The organism is Thauera sp., assembly GCF_047601425.1.
Classification (GTDB): Bacteria; Pseudomonadota; Gammaproteobacteria; order Burkholderiales; family Rhodocyclaceae; genus Thauera.
Map to the genome: position 1 here is coordinate 3,001,288 of NZ_JASGJL010000001.1, position 21,779 is coordinate 3,023,066.

At 65.9% G+C, this 21,779-nt stretch carries 20 protein-coding genes; 6 read left to right on the plus strand and 14 right to left on the minus strand.

What is annotated here, in order from left to right; genetic code table 11:
* Nucleotides 1-39 precede the first annotated feature (39 nt).
* Nucleotides 40-1,230, plus strand: coding sequence for a hypothetical protein (locus QM748_RS14600; RefSeq protein ID WP_415247639.1), 1,191 nt, complete (start codon nt 40-42; stop codon nt 1,228-1,230).
* Here the strand turns inward: QM748_RS14600 and QM748_RS14605 are convergent.
* Nucleotides 1,209-1,718 (minus strand): flavin reductase family protein, encoded by a 510-nt coding sequence (locus QM748_RS14605; RefSeq protein WP_415247640.1) that lies wholly within the window; start codon nt 1,716-1,718, stop codon nt 1,209-1,211. The two genes, QM748_RS14600 and QM748_RS14605, sit on opposite strands and share 22 nt — an antisense overlap.
* A 130-nt stretch (nt 1,719-1,848) precedes the next feature.
* Here QM748_RS14605 and mutY point away from each other — a divergent pair, with 130 nt between their 5' ends.
* Nucleotides 1,849-2,925, plus strand: coding sequence for an A/G-specific adenine glycosylase (mutY, locus tag QM748_RS14610; RefSeq protein WP_415247641.1), 1,077 nt, complete (start codon nt 1,849-1,851; stop codon nt 2,923-2,925).
* 35 nt (nt 2,926-2,960) lie between these two features.
* Here mutY and QM748_RS14615 read toward each other — a convergent pair whose 3' ends face one another.
* From QM748_RS14615 to QM748_RS14655, 9 genes are all read right to left on the minus strand, one after another.
* Nucleotides 2,961-3,569 carry an LON peptidase substrate-binding domain-containing protein gene (locus QM748_RS14615; protein ID WP_415247642.1) on the minus strand — a complete coding sequence of 203 codons (609 nt, stop codon included), beginning with the start codon at nt 3,567-3,569 and terminating at the stop codon, nt 2,961-2,963.
* Nucleotides 3,566-4,225 (minus strand): flavin prenyltransferase UbiX, encoded by a 660-nt coding sequence (locus tag QM748_RS14620; protein WP_415247643.1) that lies wholly within the window; start codon nt 4,223-4,225, stop codon nt 3,566-3,568. The genes QM748_RS14615 and QM748_RS14620 overlap by 4 nt, the downstream gene beginning before the upstream one ends.
* Nucleotides 4,226-4,264: 39 nt before the next feature.
* Nucleotides 4,265-5,428 (minus strand): ABC transporter substrate-binding protein, encoded by a 1,164-nt coding sequence (locus QM748_RS14625; protein WP_415247644.1) that lies wholly within the window; start codon nt 5,426-5,428, stop codon nt 4,265-4,267.
* Between the two features lie 277 nt (nt 5,429-5,705).
* Complete coding sequence (locus tag QM748_RS14630) at nt 5,706-7,007, minus strand: PD-(D/E)XK nuclease family protein (protein WP_415247645.1); 1,302 nt, start codon at nt 7,005-7,007, stop codon at nt 5,706-5,708.
* Complete coding sequence (locus tag QM748_RS14635; protein WP_415247646.1) at nt 7,004-7,987, minus strand: helix-turn-helix transcriptional regulator; 984 nt, start codon at nt 7,985-7,987, stop codon at nt 7,004-7,006. Before QM748_RS14635 ends, QM748_RS14630 begins: the two co-directional genes overlap by 4 nt.
* 11 nt (nt 7,988-7,998) lie before the next feature.
* Complete coding sequence (locus tag QM748_RS14640; protein ID WP_415247647.1) at nt 7,999-10,092, minus strand: AAA family ATPase; 2,094 nt, start codon at nt 10,090-10,092, stop codon at nt 7,999-8,001.
* A 72-nt stretch (nt 10,093-10,164) separates the two neighbouring features.
* A complete protein-coding gene (locus QM748_RS14645; RefSeq protein WP_415247648.1) occupies nt 10,165-11,103 on the minus strand; it encodes a branched-chain amino acid ABC transporter permease in 939 nt (312 codons plus the stop codon).
* A complete protein-coding gene (locus QM748_RS14650; protein ID WP_415247649.1) occupies nt 11,100-11,975 on the minus strand; it encodes a branched-chain amino acid ABC transporter permease in 876 nt (291 codons plus the stop codon). The genes QM748_RS14645 and QM748_RS14650 overlap by 4 nt, the downstream gene beginning before the upstream one ends.
* A gap of 37 nt (nt 11,976-12,012) precedes the next feature.
* Nucleotides 12,013-12,987: an NAD(P)H-dependent flavin oxidoreductase gene (locus QM748_RS14655; protein ID WP_415247650.1), complete on the minus strand. Its 975-nt coding sequence runs from the start codon at nt 12,985-12,987 to the stop codon at nt 12,013-12,015.
* A gap of 180 nt (nt 12,988-13,167) precedes the next feature.
* On the opposite strand from QM748_RS14655, the gene QM748_RS14660 reads away from it, so the two are divergent.
* The gene (locus QM748_RS14660; RefSeq protein ID WP_415247651.1) at nt 13,168-13,788 is read left to right on the plus strand and encodes a trimeric intracellular cation channel family protein; all 621 of its coding nucleotides are present in this window, start codon (nt 13,168-13,170) and stop codon (nt 13,786-13,788) included.
* A gap of 117 nt (nt 13,789-13,905) precedes the next feature.
* Here the strand turns inward: QM748_RS14660 and QM748_RS14665 are convergent, their stop codons facing one another.
* From QM748_RS14665 to QM748_RS14680, 4 genes are all read right to left on the minus strand, one after another.
* Nucleotides 13,906-16,152 (minus strand): hypothetical protein, encoded by a 2,247-nt coding sequence (locus QM748_RS14665; RefSeq protein ID WP_415247652.1) that lies wholly within the window; start codon nt 16,150-16,152, stop codon nt 13,906-13,908.
* A gap of 121 nt (nt 16,153-16,273) precedes the next feature.
* Entirely contained in the window at nt 16,274-16,915 is a 642-nt protein-coding gene (locus QM748_RS14670; protein ID WP_415247653.1) for an MBL fold metallo-hydrolase, read from the minus strand.
* Nucleotides 16,916-17,067: 152 nt separating this feature from the next.
* A complete protein-coding gene (gene gdhA / locus QM748_RS14675; protein ID WP_415247654.1) occupies nt 17,068-18,411 on the minus strand; it encodes an NADP-specific glutamate dehydrogenase in 1,344 nt (447 codons plus the stop codon).
* A 311-nt stretch (nt 18,412-18,722) separates the two neighbouring features.
* A complete protein-coding gene (locus tag QM748_RS14680; protein WP_415247655.1) occupies nt 18,723-19,208 on the minus strand; it encodes an OmpA family protein in 486 nt (161 codons plus the stop codon).
* Nucleotides 19,209-19,407: 199 nt separating this feature from the next.
* Here QM748_RS14680 and lysM point away from each other — a divergent pair, with 199 nt between their 5' ends.
* The 3 genes from lysM to QM748_RS14695 all read left to right on the plus strand — a co-directional run bounded on the left by lysM (nt 19,408) and on the right by QM748_RS14695 (nt 21,763).
* Nucleotides 19,408-19,890: a peptidoglycan-binding protein LysM gene (gene lysM / locus QM748_RS14685; RefSeq protein ID WP_415247656.1), complete on the plus strand. Its 483-nt coding sequence runs from the start codon at nt 19,408-19,410 to the stop codon at nt 19,888-19,890.
* 99 nt (nt 19,891-19,989) lie between these two features.
* Complete coding sequence (locus QM748_RS14690) at nt 19,990-20,415, plus strand: acyl-CoA thioesterase (RefSeq protein WP_415247657.1); 426 nt, start codon at nt 19,990-19,992, stop codon at nt 20,413-20,415.
* 34 nt (nt 20,416-20,449) lie between these two features.
* Nucleotides 20,450-21,763 (plus strand): TIGR03862 family flavoprotein, encoded by a 1,314-nt coding sequence (locus tag QM748_RS14695; protein WP_415247658.1) that lies wholly within the window; start codon nt 20,450-20,452, stop codon nt 21,761-21,763.
* Nucleotides 21,764-21,779: the final 16 nt, after the last annotated feature.

Sequence of the window (21,779 nt, forward strand, 5' to 3'; positions counted from 1 at the left end):
ATCCTTGCGCCTCGAAGGAACACGCGCCCCGAGAGCCTCATGCCGTACGACCCGTTCATCCGCATCATCGCTCACCGCCACGGCGGATGCGTCGTGTCGGCCACGATCACCATGCCGGAACAGACTCCGCTGCACACGCTGGCCATCGGCCTTGCGCCGGAAGCGGCCGTCCAGGCCCTTGCCCAGCATCTCACTCACGGCAAGCGCGCCCATGCCCATGCCATCGGCGCGGCCGCGGCCGCTGCGGCCGGCTCGCCTCCCGCGGATATCGACAGCCTGTTCGCGAGCGAACGCGAGCTTGCCGCCGAAGCGGCCGACGACCACCTGCAGAAGCTGCTGATCGACTGGCCGCTATGCCTGGACATGGATGCCCGGCCAAGCCGGCACGCCGAATTCCATCGCCGGCTGAGCACCCGGACCGACGCTGCGTCCTGCTTCGAACTCGGCGGCGACATACTCGATCTGGTTGCGCGCGAAATGCTGGGCGGCTTCTTCACCAGCATCCGGCTGCCGCACAGTCTGGCCGAATTCGCCGAACGCGCCGGCCGGGGCGGAACCCTCGGCGCCGCGCTGCGCGAGATGATCAATCTCGGCCCGTCCCAGCCCCGGCAGGGCCGCGCGGCCCCGATCCTGGGCAAATTGAGCGCCGCGGCCTGGGTTTCCGCCATCGGCAACTGGCCCGGCGCCGAATTCATCGCCCGTCCGACTTTCGCCGGCGAGCCGGCCGAAACCGGCCCGCTGGCGCGCCACACCGTGTCGCCCCTGGTACGGCTGCTGCTCGACCGTGGCCACCGCGTCTCGGCGCGGCTGTTCGCCAAGGCGATCGACCTGGCCGACTGCGCCAGCCGGCTGCGCTATCCCTTCACCGACGACGTACCGCCGATGCTCGATGCGGCCCAGGTCGCGCCGGGCATCGGCCTGGCGCGCGTGAGTACCGCACGCGGCGTATTGCTGTGCTGGGTGCGCATGAAAGAAGGATTGATCGCCGACTGCGCGATCGTCCCGGCCGAGGCCTGGAACTTTCACCCGCAAGGCGCGTTCTGCCGCGAGGCCTGCATCGAGCTGGAAGAAACGCCCGAGGCCTCGCACCACCGCCTGTCGCTGCTCGCGCTGGCACTCGATCCCGCGGCGCCCTGCCGCATCGAACTGGCGGAAGAAGCGCCGAAAAAGCATGGCCGCAGCGCAAACGCGCCGCGCACCAAAGCTGCTCAGGGCACCAGGCGCCGGTAGTTGCCGCCGAAATACACCAACGGCAGACGCTCGTTGCGATCGAAACCGATCACCTCGCTGATGAAGACGACGTGATCGCCGCCTGCATGGCGCACAGTATTGCGGCAGATGAAACGGGCGCAGCAGTCCTTGAGCAGCGGTACTCCGTCCGGCCCCTCATCGACCTCCAGCCCGGCGAATTTCTCGCCCATGCGGCCGGCGAAGCGCTGCGACAGTTCGGCCTGATCCTCGGCCAGCACATTGATGGCGTAGTATTCGCACCCTTCGAACAGCGCGCGGCTCGGCAGGCTGTTCGACAGGCTCCAGACGACCAGGGGCGGCTCGAGCGACACCGAATTGAAGGAATTCACCGTAAGGCCGATCGGCTCTCCCGCCGCTGTGCGGGTGGTCACCACCGTGATCCCGGTGGCGAACATGCCGAGGGCGTTGCGGAAACGGCGGAAGAAATCCTCGCCGGAATCCGGCTGCGGGACGGTCTGCTGGGTCATGGACGAAACGTCGCGGTGCGATCCGCGCCTGTTGGAATGCTGGCGAAGCCGCGGATTATGGCCGCATGCGGCCGGCGCGTCGAGGGCGGACGCCATGATGCATGACAAGAAACACAGGAAAAACCGTGACATGAACGATTTTGCCGAGCGCCTCATCTCGTGGCAGCGCGAGCACGGCCGCCACGACCTGCCCTGGCAGGGCGGGCACGATCCGTACCGGATCTGGCTGTCCGAAATCATGCTGCAGCAGACCCAGGTCGATACCGTGATTCCCTACTACGCCCGCTTCCTGGCACGTTTTCCCGACGTCGCCAGCCTGGCGGCGGCACCAGTGGAAGAGGTCATGGCGCTGTGGAGCGGCCTGGGCTACTACGCCCGCGCGCGCAACCTGCACCGTGCCGCACAGGCCATCGTCGACGAACACGGCGGCGCGTTCCCACCCAGCGCGGCGGAAATCGCCGAGCTGCCGGGCATCGGCCGTTCAACCGCCGCAGCCATCGCCGCCTTCGCCTACGGCGAACGCGCGGCGATCCTCGACGGCAACGTCAAGCGCGTGCTGTGCCGCATCTTCGGCGTCGAGGGCTTTCCAGGCGACAAGGCGGTGGAGAACCGGCTGTGGGCGCTGGCGGAATCGCTGTTGCCGACGCATGGGATCGGCCGCTACATCCAGGCCCAGATGGACTTGGGCGCCACGCTCTGTACCCGCGGCAAGCCGGCCTGCGAGCGCTGTCCGTTCGCCGGCGACTGCGTCGCGCGGCGCGAGAACCGGGTCGGCGAACTGCCAACGCCACGGCCGAAGAAAACGGTGCCGCGGCGCAGCGCCCGCTATGCGGTGATCCTGCACCAGGACGCCGTGCTGCTGGAGCGCCGCCCGCCGGCGGGGATCTGGGGCGGACTGCTGAGCCTGCCGGAGATTCCTGCCGAAATTCCTGCCAGGCTGGCCGATACCAGCGCCTGGGCACGTTCGCATTTCGGCTTCGATGCCGTCGAGGCCCATGCGCTCGGCGCCTTGACCCACACTTTCACCCACTTCGTGCTGGACATGCAGCCGGTACTGCTGCGGCCCGGCACCGGCACACGTTCCTGTGCCCGGGATGGCGACGCACTGCAGTGGGTGCCACTGTCGGCGCTGGACGAGGCCGCCCTGCCGACGCCGGTACGCAGGATCCTCGATGCGCTGGCGGCTCCGAATCTATTCACGGGCTGAGTCCAGCCGCCGAGCCTGTCCGGCGCCGCCCTCGCTCAGGCCATGCCCGGCAGCAGGCCGCGGTCCAGCAGGAACTGCTGCACGATCTCCAGCCTGCTGATCACATCATCCAGTTCGAGCAGGCGCTGCCTCGCCTGCAGCGGAATCGGCAGCAATTCGGCATAGCGTGCGCCGACCCATGCCGCATCGTCGAAGCGGTGCGGCGGCGGCAGGCGCTCGCCCAGTTCGGCGACGATGCTCTGCAGCAACGGGAGCAGATTCTGCAATTCGGCAGGCACGGGCTCCGAAGCCGGTTCGGGCAGCCATCTCACTTCGGCAACGAGCAGGCCGTCGCTTTCGACTTCATGGTCGAGCACGCGGAAACGCCGCCCGCCACGCACCAGCAGCGTGAGCAGGCCCGCCTGCTCCATGTCCCATCGCTCGATCAACGCTTCGGTACCGGTCGGATGCGGTACCGCGGCTTCGCCCACTTCCTCGCCGGCAGCGATCAGGCATACGCCGAAAGCCGTGCCCTCGCGCATGCAGCGCGTCACCATGTCCATGTAGCGCGGCTCGAACACCCGCAGCGGCAACACTCCCGCCGGGAACAGCACGGTCTTGAGCGGAAACAGCGGCAAGCGCTGCGTGCCGGCCGGGGAACTCATGCGCCAGCCCCTCCCGAGCGCTCAGCCTCCTCGCCCCAGCGCGCCATCAATTGATGGTCCACGCCCAACTGATCGAGAATGCGCGCGACAACGAAGTCCACCAGGTCCTGCACGTTTTGCGGATGGTGGTAGAAGCCAGGATTCGGCGGCAGGATGCACACGCCGAGGCGCGCGAGCTTGAGCATGTTCTCGAGATGGATGGCGGAATACGGCGTCTCGCGCGGCACCAGCACCAGCTTGCGCGCTTCCTTGATGACGACGTCGGCTGCGCGCTCGATCAGGTTCTGGCTCAGACCGCCGGCGATCGCCGCCAGCGTCGCCATGGTGCAGGGGCACACCACCATCGCATCCGGCGGGTTGGAGCCCGAGGCCGGCGGAGCGAACCACTCCTCGCGGCCGAACACGCGCAGCTGGCCGGGTACGGCGCCGAAGCGAGCAGCCAGCTCCGTTTCGACCTCGGCCGGACGCGTGGGCAGATTCCAGTCCATTTCCTGGCGGGCGACGATCTGCGCCACCTGCGAATAAAGCAGCCAGACCCGTTGGCCTGCCCCCAGCAGGCATTCGACCAGGCGCAGGCCGTAAGGCAGGCCGGACGCGCCGGTGAAGGCGACGGTGATCGTGCGGGGCTTGGCGGCAGGGGAAACAGCAGGGCCCATCGGCGCTCCTGAGTGAATGCAGACCAGGCTAAAGGCGAATCAGCGCAGATAGTCCGAGATCAATTCCCAGCGCCCGTTGCGGATCTGCGCCAGGCGGCCGTGACGGTTGCCCAGATGGTCGGCGGCGCTGAAACGATAGACCGGGCTGCCGAAATCGTCACTGGCGAATTCGATGCGTTCGAGGGTGCGCGCGAACGCTTCGGGCGTCAAGTCGCGCCCGGTGGCCTCGGCGGTGCGGACGAACATGTCGGCCAGGGTGTAGCCCATCACGCTCCAGACGTTGGGCGCGGCGCCGAAGCGCGCGCGATAGCGCTCAATCCAGCCGGCAAGCCAGGGATTGGCGCCTTCGGCATAGGGGTGCGGCAGCACGCTGACGCCATACAGGCCTTCGACTGCCGCGCCGCCCAGCTCGTGGGTCTGGGCCGAATAACCCGATGCCGTCACCAGCATGTCGACCTGCCAGCCGATGCGGCGCGCCTCGGCCATCGCCGCGACCGTCTCGCGCACCACCGTCGCCAGCACGACCAGGTCGCACTCGGCCGCGCGCAGGCGCGCAATCTGGCTCGACAGGTCGGTGGCGCCACGCTTGTAGCCGGTACGCTCGACCAGCGGCCGCCCCAGCTTGCCCAGCCCGGCCTCGACACCGCGCATCACCTCCTGGCCATAGTCGTCGTCCTGGTACAACAGGCAGGTACGGCGGTAGTCGCCGCGCTCGACCATGTGGCGCGTCGCCGCTTCCATGTAGTCCTGGTAGGGGGCGAAATTCTGGAACTTGAGCGGATGCAGCGGCGTATGGGTGGCCTCGTGCGGCGAGAACGGGAACAGATGCAGGCGGCCGGCATCGAGCACCACCGGCATCGTCGCCATCACCACGGGCGTGCCCATGGTGGCGAGGAAAGCAAAAGCCTTGTCGCGCTGCACCAGCTTCCGCGCCGCCAGCACGCCACGCTTGGGGTCGTAGCCCGCGTCCTCCACCGCCAGCCGCAGCAGGCGGCCATGCACGCCGCCCGCAGCATTGGCCTCGTCGAAGCGCATCAGCATGCCGTCGCGCACCGGCGTGCCCAGCATCGCGATCGGCCCGGACAGATCGGAAATGTGGCCGACGACGATCTCGCGTTCACTGACGCCGGCCGGGTCGGCCGCATGGGCAGGTGCCACCAGCAGGGCAAGCAGGGCAAAGGCGAAGCGATGGAGGAGTTTCATTGCAAGGCACATCCCGGGCTCGACGAAAGGAGGTTGGATTCTCCGGGGATCGGGCACGGCGGACAAGGGATTGGTCGGGCCGCCCCCGGCAGTCATGACGCGCTTCCGCGCAGCGGCACGATAGGCCACAACGAACGCCCAAGCTGTCCGTACCGTCAAACCGCAGGGAAATGCACCATGCAAGGTGCACATTTATGACACTCGCACCCGCTCGCTCAGGCGCATGCTGTAAGGAGGCAGCACGGCGGAGGGAGCACGCCACACCACGCTTCATTCCTTACATTTGCGACACTGGCGAGGAGAAATCCTCAAGCGCCTCCACCTCTTTGAAGTAATCGTGACCCTTGCCCTCGTCTCTGAAATACGACCAGATCAGCTTTGCCAGACTCTTGGCGAGAGGGTGAGAAGCATCCTGGTTATCAGCATGGACTGCACATATATTCTCAGACCCCCACTCCCCCAGTACCGCAACATCGGGGAAATCATTGATATACCGCCAATTCACCCACCATCCTTCGGCCTTTCCGCCTTTAGCATCACGCAGCGTTCTCTCAATCTCTGTTTCCCTTTCCCTCCAACGATCAATCCACTTCGGCCTGCGCCAGCCGACATAGTTTTTCCAAGCAGAGAATCTCATCTCCGCGACGCAACAATAACCAGGATAGCTCTCTCGCGCTGACGCCGGAAACAGGCCAACCAACGCACCATCCTGTTCAGATATACCTGCCTCCCATTTCCCTGCCGCCTCAGAAGCCTCCAATATTTCACTAAGAGCAACAGCAACATACCTCCTGAAATCCTGCTTAATGCTTTCGATCACCACCTCGTCCAAATGTCTTCTAATCTCCAGAGCCGCCTCCAAATTCGTTGGATCCAGTAACAAATCGGAAACCTTGTCACTCAAGCATGTCATTCCGCTCCCTCCCTTCCGAATTTTTCTGCACAAATCCACGTACTGGCCAACCGTCTCTCTCAACGAATCAGCCTCATCTGAAAGCCCCTCCAGACCTTTTTCAAGCATATCAGCCATATCACCATAAGACATGAGCATCGTCACAATGCGACATCCAGCACCATCACTCATTGCCTTCCGACCGTCCGGCGTCAGAAACACCAGCCTCCTCTTGCTCTCATCGGTCGCCTGGGATTCAAGCCATTGCCCGTAACGCTCAAGCTGCCTTTCCCCTTCCCCTGCACCCACCTTGTTCTCGATGGCAATGACGACGCCGTCATCCAGCGTGATGACAATATCGATGCGCCCATATTCCCCTGCATCCTGCTCAACCACAACCCGAGCATTTTTCCACGACCCAGGTAATTCAAGGCGAATGAGAAACTGCTTCAGAAACATGTCACCCTGGAAATGACTTTCACGAGGATTCAATAAATAACCGATGAAGCGTGAGTGATAAATCTCCCGGCCAGCCACGCCCAGCGCTTCAAAAACATTGAACTGCCCAGCCTCTTCCTTATTCCGGCACTTGCGTCGTTCTACATCCTCCTCGACTGCTGACAGCAGCTTCCTCACCCGCTCCACCCTCGGATCGTTCCACTCACCCAAAGCTTCGGCTTCGCTCACGCCTGCACCTCCTTTTCAGCATCCTGTGCATTCTTGACCACATCCTTCACCGCATCCCCGAACCCGCGCAGCCACCAGTCGAGCATCGCGCTGTTGACCACCGTGGCGGTGATGCGGAACGTACCGTCATCGAACTCCTCGACCTGCTGATCGGCAGAGAGGCGCGATTCGAGCAAGTGCAGGCCGTGATCCTTGTCAACATGGAAGGACAGTTTCACGCGTTCGCCCTCGCCGAAGCCAAAACGGCCGTTATTGTCGTATTGCCGCAGATCGAAATCCTGCGGACGCTCGAAGCCGAGGGTGGAGACAGCCGCCGACGACATGCGGTGCAGCGCCAGGCTGCGCTCGTTGTCGTAGCCGCGGTAGCGGCACACGAGATAGAGGCGCGGCCCTTGCTGGGCAAGGCCGAGGGGCATGACTTCGATGCGGCTGAGGCGGCCGCTGGCATTGCGGTAGTCGAGATGCAACCAGCGGTTGTCGTACAGGGCTTCGCTGACGGCCTCGAACACACCGGATTCGATCACCGGCGGCAACAAAGGCTGGCTGGTGGCGACCACGCGCACCTTGCTGATCCATTCGTTCTCCCGCCGGGCCGTTCCGTCGTCCGCGAGATTGCGTCTGGCCTGATCGAAGAAGCCTTCCATCGCATCCGCCACGCGGGTGGGCAGCAGGTTTTTCAGGTGCTCGTAGGAGAGTTGCAGCAGCAGGGATTCCTGCGTACCCAGGCCTGGCAGTGCAAACCCCCTGGAGTCCTTCAGCCAGCGGTAGCCGTAGGGCTTGCTGCGTTCATCGCGTTCGATGTCGAAATGCCGGCTGAGCATCTCGAGCTGCCGCTGGATGGTGCGCAGCTCGCGCTCGATGCCGGCAGCCTTGAGCTGGGCGTGCAGTTCCGCCGCCGTGACCTTGCGGGTGCGGGGAATGCGCCGCAGCAGCTCGATGGCGAGCAGCGCGGTTTCGGTGGTGTCGGAGCGTTTCGCCATACCGATGTTCCTTACAGGAAGCCGATGCAGCTCCGGCCCCCTTCCTTGATCGCGCATTCGGCCTCCAGCGCTTCGAGCAGCATGACAGCGGACTTGAAGGGACGGAAGCGATGCTGACGCGCCACCGTGGCAAAGTCACCGGGCGTGAGCGTTTTCAGTTGCCGGATGCGCGGCTGCAGCGCCGCCGCCGGCTCGTCCAGCTGCAATTGCCGGCAATGAGCTTGCAGCAAGGGCCAGATCTGATCGACGGCAAGGAAGTCGAATTTCACCTTGAGGTCGAAGCGGCGCAACGCGGCCTGATCCAGCCCCTCCATCAGGTTGGTCGAGGCGATGAAGATGCCGGGAAAGGATTCCATCTGGGTCAGCATTTCATTGACCAGGCTGACTTCCCAGCCACGCTGAGCGCCACGCCGATCCTGCAGGAAACTGTCGACCTCGTCGATCATCAGCACGGCATTCTCCTGGACCGCATCGCGGAAGGCTCGGGCGACATTTCTTTCGTTCTCGCCCACCCACATCGACATCAGATCGGAAGCGCGCCGGATCAGCAGCGGCTTGCCCAATCTTTCCGCCAGCCAGTTGCCGTAAGCAGTCTTGCCCGTACCGGGCGGGCCGTACAGACAAAGACGTCCCGAACCGGCCTGCTCCAGTCCCTCGCCCACTTTTGCCAGATCGGCATCGGCGCGAATGAATGCGGGGTCGTACACTTCGGGCAGGCGGTTCGGGTCGTACTGGCGGGCCGGCGGGTGGCCCTGGGCTTCGAGCGTATTGTTGATCAGGTCCATGAAAGCCCTGGCGCTGCCCTGCGCACCCAGTTCATCACGGATGGAGCGCACCACCGACGAGGCCTTTGCAATCACCGCCGGCGCCAGATGCTCGGCGCGGGCGACGACCGCGACGGCGGCATCGTCGAGCAGATCGCCGCAGCTTTCGCGCAAAATCCGCTCGCGCTGGCAGCGGGGCGGCACCGGCAGTTCGAACACCATGTCGAAGCGGCGCATGAAGGCGGGATCCAGCCCTGAAATGGAGTTCGACAGCCACAGCGCCGGCACGGGATTCTCTTCGAGCGTGCGGTTCATCCACGCCTTGCGGGTCTGAGCCGTGCTCTTGTTGCCCCAGAAGCTGTCGCCGTCGTTGAACACGTCCTCCACTTCATCGAACAGGATCATGGCGCGGCGGCTGGTGAAAAAGCTCTGGGCTGCGCGAAAGGCGCGCAGCCGGCGCTCGCCCATGATCGGATCGCCATCGCTGTCCTCGCTGGCGACTTCGAACAGCTCGCACTCCAGCTCCTTGCCCAGCGCCCTGGCCAACTGGCTTTTACCGGTGCCCGGATCGCCGTGGATGAAGATGTTCACGCCTCTGCGCCCGCTGGCCATCGCCTTCTTCAAATAAGGCACCAGGGTGGCCAGCGTCGCCGCGAGGTGCGGATAGTCGTCCAGCCCGAGCTGGGCGGATGCGCTGGGCAGGACAGTATCCCGCAGCAGGCTGAGCGGATCGGCTTCGGACGACAGGATATGGTCGCCAAACTCGTTGGACAGCAGGTCGAACTTGTGGCGCAGCTCCCTGCTGCAAGTACGATCCAGCGTGACCAGCCCCGAGCGCGCAAGCACGCCTTGCGCACTGAACGCACGCCTCACCTCGGCTGCGGGAACGTCGAGCAGCACTGAAAGCACGTCGAATACCTTGCTGGTCGGCAGAGCCCCCAGCATGTCCGCGGCACTGTCGAGCAAACTGTCGTGGTGAATCAGCACGGCGAATTCGAGAATGCGGCAGTCAACCGGCGTCAGCCCGACCAACGCGGCCAGCCGCTCGACGTTGGCGCCAAGAAAAACCGGCGCCTTGCCGTCGGCCAATTCACGTTCGGCTCTTTGCCAGGCTCGCCGCAGTTCCGCCCGAATGGCTTTGACATCGAAGTCCTTCCTCTCCAGGTCGATCCACCCGCCAAGGCCGACGGCTTCGGCCAAAGCGTCATCGGAAAAGCCGTGCTCGGTGATGAAATCGTGCTGTCCGCCGAGCGGCGCGAGCAAACGCAGCAGCCAGAGCTGAACGAGCGGAGAAAGCGGCTGCTTGCCGAAGGCAGCGGAATGACGCGAGCGCTTGCGCATGTCAACCTCCGTGGAACATGGCCCGCATTGTCCGCCGCAGCTACGACACGATGCGTCGCAGAGCGGCCGCACTCAGTTCCGGCCGCCGCCCGCCAGCCCCTGCGGCCGCAGCAGCACCACGCCGACCACCACGGCGCCGAACAGCATCAGCTCCAGTCCGGCCGAGCGTGCCCAGTCGCCGGGCAGAGCGTCGCGCAGCACCGCGATCAGTTGCGGAATGGCCACGACCACCAGCGCGCCCCATGCCGCTCCTGCCAGATGGCGGGCGCCGCCGATGAACGCCAGCATCAGCAGTTCGAACGAGAACACCAGGCCGAACTGCTCGGGGCTGATGAAACCTATCCAATGGGCATACAAACCGCCCGCCAGCCCCGACAGTGCACCGCCGATGGCGAAGGCACGCAGCTTGGCTGAACCCGGGGCGATGCCGCATGCGGCCGCGGCGCTTTCATCCTCCCGCACGGCACGCCATGCCCGGCCCAGCCGCGAAGCGAGCAGGCGTGCACACACGGCCAGTACCGCCAGCAGCATGGCAAGGCTGACCGCCGCCTGCGCCAACGGCGTGTCGGCCGTCCAGCCGGAAAGACCGAACGCCGGCACCATCAGACCTGCCGGGCCGCGAGTCAGCGATTCCCAGCGCACCAGCAGCTCTTCGACGATCAACGCAAAAGCCAGCGTGCTCATGCCGAAGTACAGGCCGCCGAGCCGTCCTGCCGGCAGGCTCGCCAGCACGCCGCCCATCGCCCCGGCCAGCGCGGCGCAGGGCAAAGCCGCCAGCGGCGCCAGGCCGGCCTGCACCAGCAGCGCCTGAGCGTAAGCACCGAGCGCGACGAAGGCCCCCTGGCCGAGCACGATCTGTCCGGCCTGGCCGACGATGATGACCACGCCGAGGCCGGCGATCGCATAAGTCGCCACCAGCGTCGCCTGGCCAAAGGCGAAATCCGCGCCCAGCCAGACCACTGCGCACGCCAGCAGCAGCACCCAGGCCAGGTGCGGGCGCAACAGCTTCATCGCCCGTCTCCGCCGCCGCGGCCGCCGGCAAGGCCCTGCGGAAACAGCAGCAGCGCCGCCATCAGCAGCACATAGGGCACGACATCCTTGGCCCCCTCGGGCAGCACCAGGCCTGCCAGCGCCTCGGCCACGCCGAGGAACACACCGCCGGCCAGCGCGCCCGGCAGGCTGGTGAGGCCGCCCAGCACCGCGGCAGGAAAGGCCTTCAGCGCGATGAAACCCATGTTCAGATGCACGAAGGTGACCGGTGCCAGCAGCAGCCCGGCCACCGCTGCCAGACCGGCACCCAGCGCCCAGGCCAGCGTGTGCATCTGCGCCACCGGCACACCCATCAGCGCAGCGCTGCGCGCATCCTCGGCGCAGGCACGCAAGGCGAGCCCGGCGCGGGTGTGACGGAAGAAGGCGGCAAGCAGCAGCGCCAGCACCACGGTGGCGCCGATCACCCAGACATGGCTGGCGGCCAGCACCAGCGGCCCGAGGGTGACACTATCGGCTGCGAACGGCAGGCGGTACATGTCCTGCGCAGCCGCCGGCACCGAGGCGACGCCGCCGCGCATCATCATGCCGAGGCCGAAGGTGAGCAGTACCGCGACGAGGTGCGGCTGGCCGATGGTCCGGCGCAGCACGGCGCGTTCGAGCCCGGCCCCGAGCAGCCCCACCGCGATCACCGCGGCAAACGCCGACAGCGCCAGAGGCCAGCCAGCCGCCAGATGCAGCGCCAGACCGGCAAAACCGCCCAGCATCAGCAGGTCGCCCTGCATGAAGCTGACCGTCTGCGTCGCCTTGAAGATCAGCACGAAGGACAGCGCCACCAGGCCATATACACAGCCGATGGCGATGCCGCTGGACAGGACCTGGAGAAAGGCAAGCATGGGGGCGAAGCATAGCCGATCCGCCCCGCGGCCGTGCTCAGCCCGGAGTCAGCGCAACGCTCGGCGGCAGTGCGCAGGCGGCACGGTACTCGGCGGCAAGCCGCGCCACCAGTTCGCCGGCCGAGGGTACGTCGTCGATGGTGGCAACGCCGTGGCCCGCACTCCAGACGTCGCGCCAAGCCTTGGCCTCTTCGGACAGATCGTGCAGCTTGCCCTTGCCGAAGCCCATCGCCAGTTCCTCGCGGCGGTAGCCGGCACGTTCCAGGCTGGGCCACATGAAGTTGGCGTTGGCGCCGGAAATGGCATCGGTGTAGACGATGTCGCCCGGCTTGGATTCGACCACCATCTGCTTGTATTCCGGCTGCGCCATGGACTCCCGGGTGGCGATGAAGCGTGTCCCCATGTAGGCCAGGTCGGCGCCCAGCACCTCGACGGCGCGGATCGCCGCGCCATCCGAAATCGATCCGGCCGCCACCAGCAGGCCGTCCCAGAACTCGCGGATCTCGCGCACCAGGCTGATCGTGCTCTGTACCCCGGCATGCCCGCCGGCCCCGCCCGCTACCGCGATGATGCCGTCCACACCGGCCGCGATCGCCTTGCGTGCATGGTAGGCATGCACCACGTCCGCCAGCACCAGACCGCCATAACCATGCACGACTTCAGCCACTGCGGCGGGGTTGCCCAGGCTGGTGATGACGATCGGCACGCGATGGCGCACCAGGGTGGCCAGATCCTCCTGCAGCCGCGCGTTCGAGGCATGCAGGATCAGATTGACGCCGTGCGGTGCGCAGGGCGCAGCGGGATTGGCGGCGCGGAAGGCGGCGAGTTCGGTATCGATGCGGGTGAGCCATTCGTCGAGCTGCGCCGCAGGGCGTGCGTTCAGCGCCGGGAAGGTGCCGGCGACACCGGCTTTGCAGGTTTCGATGACCAGCTCGGGGCCGGACACCAGGAACATCGGCGCGGCGATCGCCGGCACGCTGAAACGGCCGTGAAGACTGGCGGGAAGGCTCATCTGCGGTTCTCCTGTGCGTGTCTCGCATGGGGTGCAAGGATTGGAGGGCCGACTGTAGCATCACAGCGGCCGGATTAAAACGACCGTTTGAATAATCGCTGCGCTTCCTGAACGGATGCCCGTCCCGCCGCAGACCTGCGCCGCTGTCCAGCGCTGCGGCCGATGCTATGCTCTTGCCGCATGCAAGGCATCGAATCCATCCTCTACGGCATCGGCATTGCCGGCGTCGCCGCCCAGGCGGCTGCCGGTGTGCTCGACGCCGGGCGCAAGCCCTTCGACATGTTCGGCATCGTCGTCGTGGCGCTGGCGGCATCGCTGGGCGGAGGTTCGCTGCGCGACGTGCTGCTGGACCGCACGGTGTTCTGGATCGCCGACCAGAGCTACCTGATCGCGGCGATGATCGCCGGGCTCGCGACTTTCGTGCTGGTACGCCGCGTTCGGCTTCCGGCGCGCCTCTTCCTGCTGCCCGATGCGATCGGCCTGGCGCTGTTCACCGTGTCCGGCACCCAGGCCGCGCTGGCGATGGGCGCGCCGTGGCTGGTGGCAAGCCTGATGGGGGTGATCACCGGCGTGTTCGGCGGCATCGTGCGCGACGTGCTGTGCAACGAAGTGCCGCTGGTGTTTTCCGGCGAACTGTATGCGACCGCTTCCTGGGCGGGTGCCTTGCTGCTGCTGGGACTGGCTGCCCAGGGCGTCGGCCCCGGCTGGGCGGCACTGGCCGGCGGGTCGGCCACGCTGCTGCTGCGACTTTGCGCAATACGCTTCCGCTGGCGTCTGCCGATGTTCCGCGCGCGGGTTTGATGAAACCCGGCCGATGACGATCGACAGGACAGCGCCTCAGGCGAAACCCACCACGTCAGGCGCCACGATCGATGGGTATCGCCTTGCGGCTCTACCCATCCATGGCCCACTACCTTTTTATTCTCCTGCGGCCGGCGGCGCGGCGGGCGCGTCCGGGGCCGGCTCGGCTGCGCTTTCCTCCGCCACCGGCGCCTCGGCGTCAGGCTGGGTGAAGAAGCTGTCGTACACACCTTGGCGCCACAGCACCAGCGCCGTGATCACCACGGCCAGCAGGAATAGCCAGGTGCCCCAGGGCGTCTCCTTTTCAGCATAGGGATCGGCAGCCACCGCGCGCGAGGCGCCGGCCGGCAGCTTCGCCACACCTGTCAGCGCGCCCCCGAACGGGATGTTGATGCGCGCACGGGTGTTGACCGCCCAGCCATTGGCGTCGAGCAGCGGGCCGAGGTTGCGCTGGCGCAGCTTGAGCCAGGCCATCAGCATCGATGGCCCGGAAATCAGCAGCATGATGCCGACGATGACGAGCGGCATCTGCCAGACCGGCAGCGACAGGAAACCGGTGACCACCGCCGCCAGCGCCGTACCCAGAGCGCCGAGTGCGAGCCCGATGGCGGCAAAGATGCCGGCAAACTTGGCGATGTCGAAGGCCGGCGTGGCGGCAGGCGCGGGCGCCTCGGCCTTCGCGCCGGCATCGGCGACACGCGCGGCGGCCTTGTCCTCGACCGCCTTGTCGCGCGACGAGGCGAATTTCTGGATCTGCTCGCCGATCATGCGGGCGACACGCTTGTAGGGCGACCAGAAGGCCTGGCGCACGCTGATCGGTGCCTCGACCACCTGCACCACGCTGGCATGCCAGTCGCGGCCCTGGCGATCGTAGAACACGCCATTGCGGCCGGGCACCATCATCTCGTCGGCCTCGCCGCCGGTCATCGCCGCGACGATGGTCATCGGCGCCTCGCCCTGGCGCACGCATTGGCAATACACGAGATAGGTGCCGGACAGGGGCGCCAGCGCGGCGTGGCGTGCCATGTCCGGCACGCGCAGGCAGAGCTCGCAGCTGCGCTGGTCCAGATACAGCGTACCGGCCTGGAAGATGGCCTTTTCACCCGCTCCGTAGAAGTCGCTGAGGGTGACGAAGTTGCGCAGCAGGGTGACGAAATCGCGCTTGTAGCGCACCAGGCGCTCCAGTGCGTCGACCTGGGCGGCGGCGGTTTCGGCAGCCAGATCACGTTCGATCAGCGCCGTCAGTTCGGCTTGCGCGGTGCCGGCTAGCAGTTCGCGCAGCTGTCCGGCGGCGAGCGCGGCGACCGGAGTCTCGGGCCGGGCGGCGAGCCAGGCACGGTAGGCATCGAAGCGCGCCGCGATGTCCTGCCATTCGGCGAAGGACAGCTCGCTGCGTTCGCCCAGGATGGGTTTCACGACCGCAGCACGCAACGTTGCGATGCGCGCCTGCCAGGCGGGGTTGAGCCCATTCTCCAGCGGCAGCGCACGGCCGGCACGAACCTGGGCCAGCGGCAGTGCGGCAACACCCTCGGTATCGGTGGCCAGCGCCTGCAATGTCAATGCAGCATAGGCTTCGTCGGCGGGGTTCAGCGCATCGGCAGCGCGGCCGTCGAAAGCGGCAAGGCGGCAACGAGTGAAGAAATCCTCGATCTTTTCGCGCACCGCATCGAATACCGCGGCGGCATCGGCCGTCCCCTCGCCCAGCGTCAGCACCGTGTCCGCACTGGCGGCGGCCTGGTCGTGCCAGGCGACGGCATCCTGCACCGCAGCGAAGAAGGCCGACACCTTGTCCAGATCGACGCCCGGCTGGCCGCTGCGGTCGTCGGCCGCGCCGAAATGCTCGATGATGAGGCTGATCAGGGCGGCCTGCGCGTCGTTCAAGGCGAATTCGACGGGCACGATGCCGTCGCCATTGGCATGCCCCGGCTCGAAGATGCGTGACGGCTCGGCGAAATCGGCCACTTCGATCGCATCGGCTTCCGGCTTGCCCATGTAGGCGAGCACTTTCCGGGCAGTTGCCAGCAGTTTCGCGCCCTCGGGATGTTCGCCGTCGATTGCGTCCAGCGGTAGACCGTCGCCGGTGCGGAACAGCACTTCCGGCGTCTTGAGCACGGCGCAAAGCCAGTCGGCTGCGGCGATCACTTCCGGTGCGCGGATACTGCCGTCGCCATCACTGTCGAGCAATTGCAGGGTACGGGAGTCGAACTCCAGGCCGGACGTCGGGCAGGCCAGAACCGACCACAGCTTCTGGTCGAGTTCACCGAGGTGGCGCAGATCATCCACGTTCTCGATCAGAACCTGGTCGAACCCGCCCGAGCGGAAGAAACGCCATTGATGGCTCTTGCTGTTTTCCTGCTTGCTCATCTGACACCTCTGTTAGTGGTTCCGAATCCGCATCCTGCTCACGGCACCCGGCCGCGAAATACTGCGCTGGATCAGTGGGGCGGGCAAGGGTTCTGCTGCCCGAGACGGCCGCACTCAGCCCTCAGCCATAAGCGCCGACGAAGGGATTGCTCTCGCGCTCCTCGCCAAAAGTGGAGGTAGGGCCGTGGCCCGGGATGAAGGTGATGTCGTCACCGAGCGGAAACAGCTTGTCGCGGATCGATCGGATCAGGGTCTGGTGATCGCCACGCGGGAAATCGGTGCGGCCGATGGAACCGGCGAACAGCACGTCGCCGACGATGGCCAGGCGCGCTTCCGGATGCACAAACACCACGTGGCCGGGCGTGTGGCCAGGCGTGTGGATGACGTCGAAGCGCTCATCACCGACGCTGACGGTGTCGCCATCGTGCAGCCAGCGATCGGGCTCGAAGGTCTCGACGTCCGGAAAACCGAACATCCTGCTCTGCTGCGCCATGCCTTCGATCCAGAAGCGGTCTTCCTCCTGCGGGCCTTCGATCGGCACGGCGAGTTCGCGTGCCAGCTTCGCCGCGCCGCCTGCATGGTCGATGTGGCCATGGGTGATCAGGATCTTCTCGACCGTCACGCCCAGTGTTTGTATCGCAGCGAGAATGCGCTCGATGTCGCCGCCAGGGTCCACGACGGCGGCCTTCTTCGTGCGCTCGCACCACAGGATGCTGCAGTTCTGCTGGAAGGGCGTGACCGGAACGATGCTGGCCTGAACCATGGGTGAAACTCCTGAAAGCCTTGAATCGGCGGCAGTGTAACCGATCGGCCCGGGCGGGCCGGTGAACGGAAAAACCCGCTTACCGGCACCAGGCGCGGCAAGCGGGTTTCAGGATGCTGCGGGCGCCAGCGACGCCCGCGCGGATCAGATGGTCAGACCACGCCCTGGGCCAGCATTGCCTCGGCCACCTTGACGAAACCAGCGACGTTGGCGCCATCGGCGTAGCTGACGCTGCCGTCCTCGCGCTTGCCGTACTTGAGGCAGGCGGCGTGGATGCCGAGCATGATCTCCTTCAGGCGGGCGTCGACTTCCTCGCGGGTCCACGAGATGCGCATCGCGTTCTGGCTCATTTCCAGACCGGACGTCGCCACGCCGCCGGCGTTCGAGGCCTTGCCCGGCGCATACAGCACGCCGTTGTGCTCGAAGATCTTCACGGCTTCGGCGGTACTCGGCATGTTGGCACCTTCGGCGACGGCGATCACGCCATTCTTGACCAGCGTGGCGGCGTCGTTGGCGTCGAGTTCGTTCTGGGTCGCGCAGGGCAGCGCGACGTTGACCGGCACGTGCCACGGGCGCACATTGGGCTCGAAGCGGGCGCCGACGCGCTCGGCGTAGTCGGACACACGGCCGTAGAGGTGATTCTTGACCTCCATCAGCACGGCGAGCTTCTCGGCAGTGAAGCCTTCCTCATCGATCACGGTACCGCTCGAATCCGAGCAGGTGATCGGCTTGGCACCGAGTTCGAGCAGCTTCTCGATGGCGTACTGGGCAACGTTGCCCGAACCGGACACCGCGACGCGCATGCCCTTGATGTCGCGGCCAGCGTGCTCGAGCATCGCGTTGGCGAAATAGACGGTGCCGTAACCGGTCGATTCCGGACGGATCAGCGAACCGCCGAAGGTCAGACCCTTGCCGGTGAACACGCAGGCAGCGTTGTTCGACAGCTTCTTCATCATGCCGGCCATGTAGCCGACTTCGCGGCCGCCGACGCCGATGTCACCGGCCGGCACATCGGTATCCGGCCCCACGTGGCGGTACAGCTCGCTCATGAAGGCCTGGCAGAAACGCATGACTTCGCCCGGGCTGCGGCCCTTCGGATCGAAATCGGAGCCGCCCTTGCCACCGCCCATCGGCAGCGTGGTCAAGGCATTCTTGAAAGTCTGCTCGAAGGCCAGGAACTTCAGGATCGACAGGTTCACCGAGGGATGGAAGCGCAGGCCGCCCTTGTAGGGGCCGATCGCCGAGCTGTGCTGGATGCGGTAGCCGCGATTGACCTGGACTTCACCCTTGTCGTCCACCCAGGACACACGGAACATGATCACGCGTTCGGGTTCGATCAGACGGTCGAGGAGGGAATGCTCGGCATAACGCTTGTTGGCGGAAATGAAGGGCCAGAGGCTCTCCATGACTTCGCTGACCGCCTGAAGGTATTCAGGTTGGCCAGGGTTACGCTGCTCAACGTATGCCAGGAACTCCTCGAGAGACTGATATTTCATGATGATGCTTCGCCTGTTAATGGATGGACACGCGCACGCGACTGCCTCGGTTTTACCCGAGGCAGTCGCGTGTATTCCCCAATATTGTGCATCAAGACTCGCCAAAATGGTGCGCTTTTTTGCACCAATGTAAGGAACTCAGGCGGAACACACCGGCAATGCACATCATCAGTGCATGTGCGCACCAAATACGGGCATAACAATCCTTCGATGGCGATCCTCGATCCGGTACACCCCCGCAGAAAGCAGAAAGCCGGGCATCTGCCCGGCTTCCGCTGCAACTGCCGATCGTGCCGCTTGCGGCGCCTCGCTTACTGCACGCGCGCCTCGACCCGGCGCGCTTCGGCGGCATCGCTGCCGCCCAGGGTCACTGCCGGGCGGCGCATCAGCACGCGGGCCTCGGGGACGCCTGCCGCGACCAGCGCATCACGCACCGACAGCGCACGCTGCCTGGCGACTTCGGCATTGACCGCCGCACCACCGGTCTCGTCGTGGAAACCCGACAGCAGCACGTTCGCTTCGGGCGCAGCCTCCAGCGCCGCCAGCACAGCGGCAACCTGCTCGGGTGCAGTTGCCGGCAGCGCGGTCTGGCCCAGATCGAAATAGATCTTCACCAGCGGTTCGCCGACTTCGGCCACGTCGACAAAAATATCCTCGACAACCGCAACCGGCGCAGCCGCCCGCACGGAACGCTGCTGGTACACACCGAGGCCGATGACGAAGGCGATGACCAGCGCGATGATGCCGAACACCACGCCCATGACGACGCCCAGGTCGCTGTCTTCCTGATCGAACATGTGCTGCACTCTCCTGACAAGAAAATGAAAAGACGGACTTAACCGCGCGATTCTACCTGAACGCCATCGCACTCTCTGCAACAGTCTGCATTGATTCGCTTGGCGCGCAGCGCACTACCTGAGAGTTTCGTCATGGACCAGCGGCAAAAGAATCGTCTATGCTGGGCACTTCACGTAACAGCCAACCAGAGGGGGTCACATGGGATTCTTCGATTTCGTCAAGGAAGCCGGCGAAAAGCTCTTCGGCAGCGGTGAAGCCAAGGCTGCCGAAACGGCACCGAATGCCGCGGACACCAATGCCAAGGCAGCTGCGGCAATCCACGGCTACATCACCGCCCTCCAGATCGCACCGGCCGACCTCGCCATCGAGTTCGACGGCGCCAACTCGGTCGTCACCGTCTCGGGCACCGCACCCAACCAGGCCACGCGCGAAAAGATCCTGCTCGCCGCCGGCAACGTCGCCGGCGTGGTCAAGGTGGACGACCGCATGACCGTGACCGTCAGTGAGCCGGAGGCGCAGTTCCACACCGTGGCCCGCGGCGACACGCTGTCGGCGATCGCCAAGAAGTACTACGGCAACGCCAACAAGTACCAGGCCATCTTCGAGGCCAACAAGCCGATGCTGTCGCACCCGGACAAGATCTATCCGGGCCAGGTGCTGCGCATTCCGCCGCAGGCCTGACATGGCAGCGGCCGACAAAGGCCGCACACAAGCGCACGGCCCGGACGGCAACGTCCGGGCCGTCTCCCGTTCACATCCCGACATCCGGAACCGCCCCGCATGGCCCGCATCCTCATCGAACTGCCCGACGCCTTCCCTTTCCGCACTGAAATCCCGCTGCTGATCACGCACATCAACCACGGCCAGCATCTCGACAACGCGCGGCTGTTCGGCCTGGTGTCCGAGGCCAGGGTGCGGTTCCTTCAGTCGATGGGCTACACCGAGCTGGACGTCAACGGCTTGGGCATCATCGTTGCCGACGTCGCCGCACGCTACCGCTCGGAAGGCTTCTACGGCGAGACGATGGTCGTCGAGATGGCCGCACACGATTTCCACGGCTTCGGCTGCGACCTCGTCTGGCGCATGAGCGACAAGGCAAGCGGTCGCGAGATTGCTCACGGCAAGACCGGCATCGTCTTCTTCGACTACGGCCAGCGCAGCAAGGCGCCCGTGCCGGACGGCTTCCGCCGCCGCTTCCCGGCGTGAAACGGCCACGGCATCGCCCACTGCAGCCTCATCCATGACGACGTATTCCGCCCCCGCCGTCCATCCACACCAGACGGGCCGCCACGTCGCCGTCGTCGGTGGCGGCCCGGCCGGCTTGATGGCAGCAGAAACACTCGCAGCAGCCGGCCTGGCGGTCACCGTCTTCGACGCGATGCCTTCGGTCGGCCGCAAGTTTCTACTCGCCGGACGTGGCGGCCTCAACCTGACCCACGGCGAAGCGCTCGATCTCTTCCTGTCGCGCTACGGCGCCCGGCGCGGCGTGCTCGAACCGATGATCCGCGCCTTCGGGCCGCAGACCTTGCGCGACTGGGCGCGCGGTCTGGGCGTGGAGACCTTCGTCGGCAGTTCGGGCCGCGTGTTCCCGCAGGAAATGAAAGCCGCGCCGCTGCTGCGAGCCTGGCTGGCACGGCTGCGCTACGCCGGCATCCGCTTCGAAGTCCGGCACCGCTGGCTGGGCTGGGCTCATGAGTCCGCCGGCATCGGACAGTTGCTGCGCTTTGCCACGCCGGAAGGAGAGCGGTACGTCGCAGCCGACGCCGTGCTGCTCGCCCTGGGCGGCGGCAGCTGGGCGAAGTTCGGCTCGGACGGTACCTGGGTCCCCGGTCTGCGCGCGCTTGGCGTCGATGTCGCGGAACTACGGCCGGCCAACTGCGGCTTCGATGTCGTTCGCGATGCAGCCACTGGCTGGAGCGCGCATTTCCTCACCCGCTTCAAGGGCCAGCCGCTCAAGAACATGGCCGCCCATTTCATTGCAACCGATGGCCAGCGCCATGAACGTGCCGGCGAATGCCTGATCTCGTCAACCGGCATCGAAGGCGGGCTGATCTACGCACTGTCCGCCGCGCTGCGCGACACGATCTCGGCGCAGGGCCAAGCCACGCTGGAACTCGATCTGGCGCCCGAACGCAGCCAGCAGAGGCTGGCCGCCGAGCTCGCCCGCCCCCGCGGCAGCCGCTCGATGGCCAGCCACCTGCAGGGCCAGGCCGGCATCAAGGGGATCAAGGCAGCGCTGTTGCGCGAATGCCTGCCGCAGGACGCCTTCGACAGCCCTGCCCTGCTCGCGGCCGGCATCAAGGCGTTGCCCTTGACGCTGATGGCAGCGCGGCCGCTCGACGAGGCCATCAGCAGCGCCGGCGGCGTCCGCTTCGAAGCCGTGGACGGCAGGCTGATGCTGAAAACCAGGCCAGGCGTGTTCGTCGCCGGCGAGATGCTGGATTGGGAAGCCCCCACCGGCGGTTATCTGCTGACCGCCTGCTTCGCCACCGGGCTGGCAGCGGCGCAGGGACTGGCCGACTGGATCGCGCAAGTGCCCGCCGGCACCACTTGAACCCATTTGTCTGCAG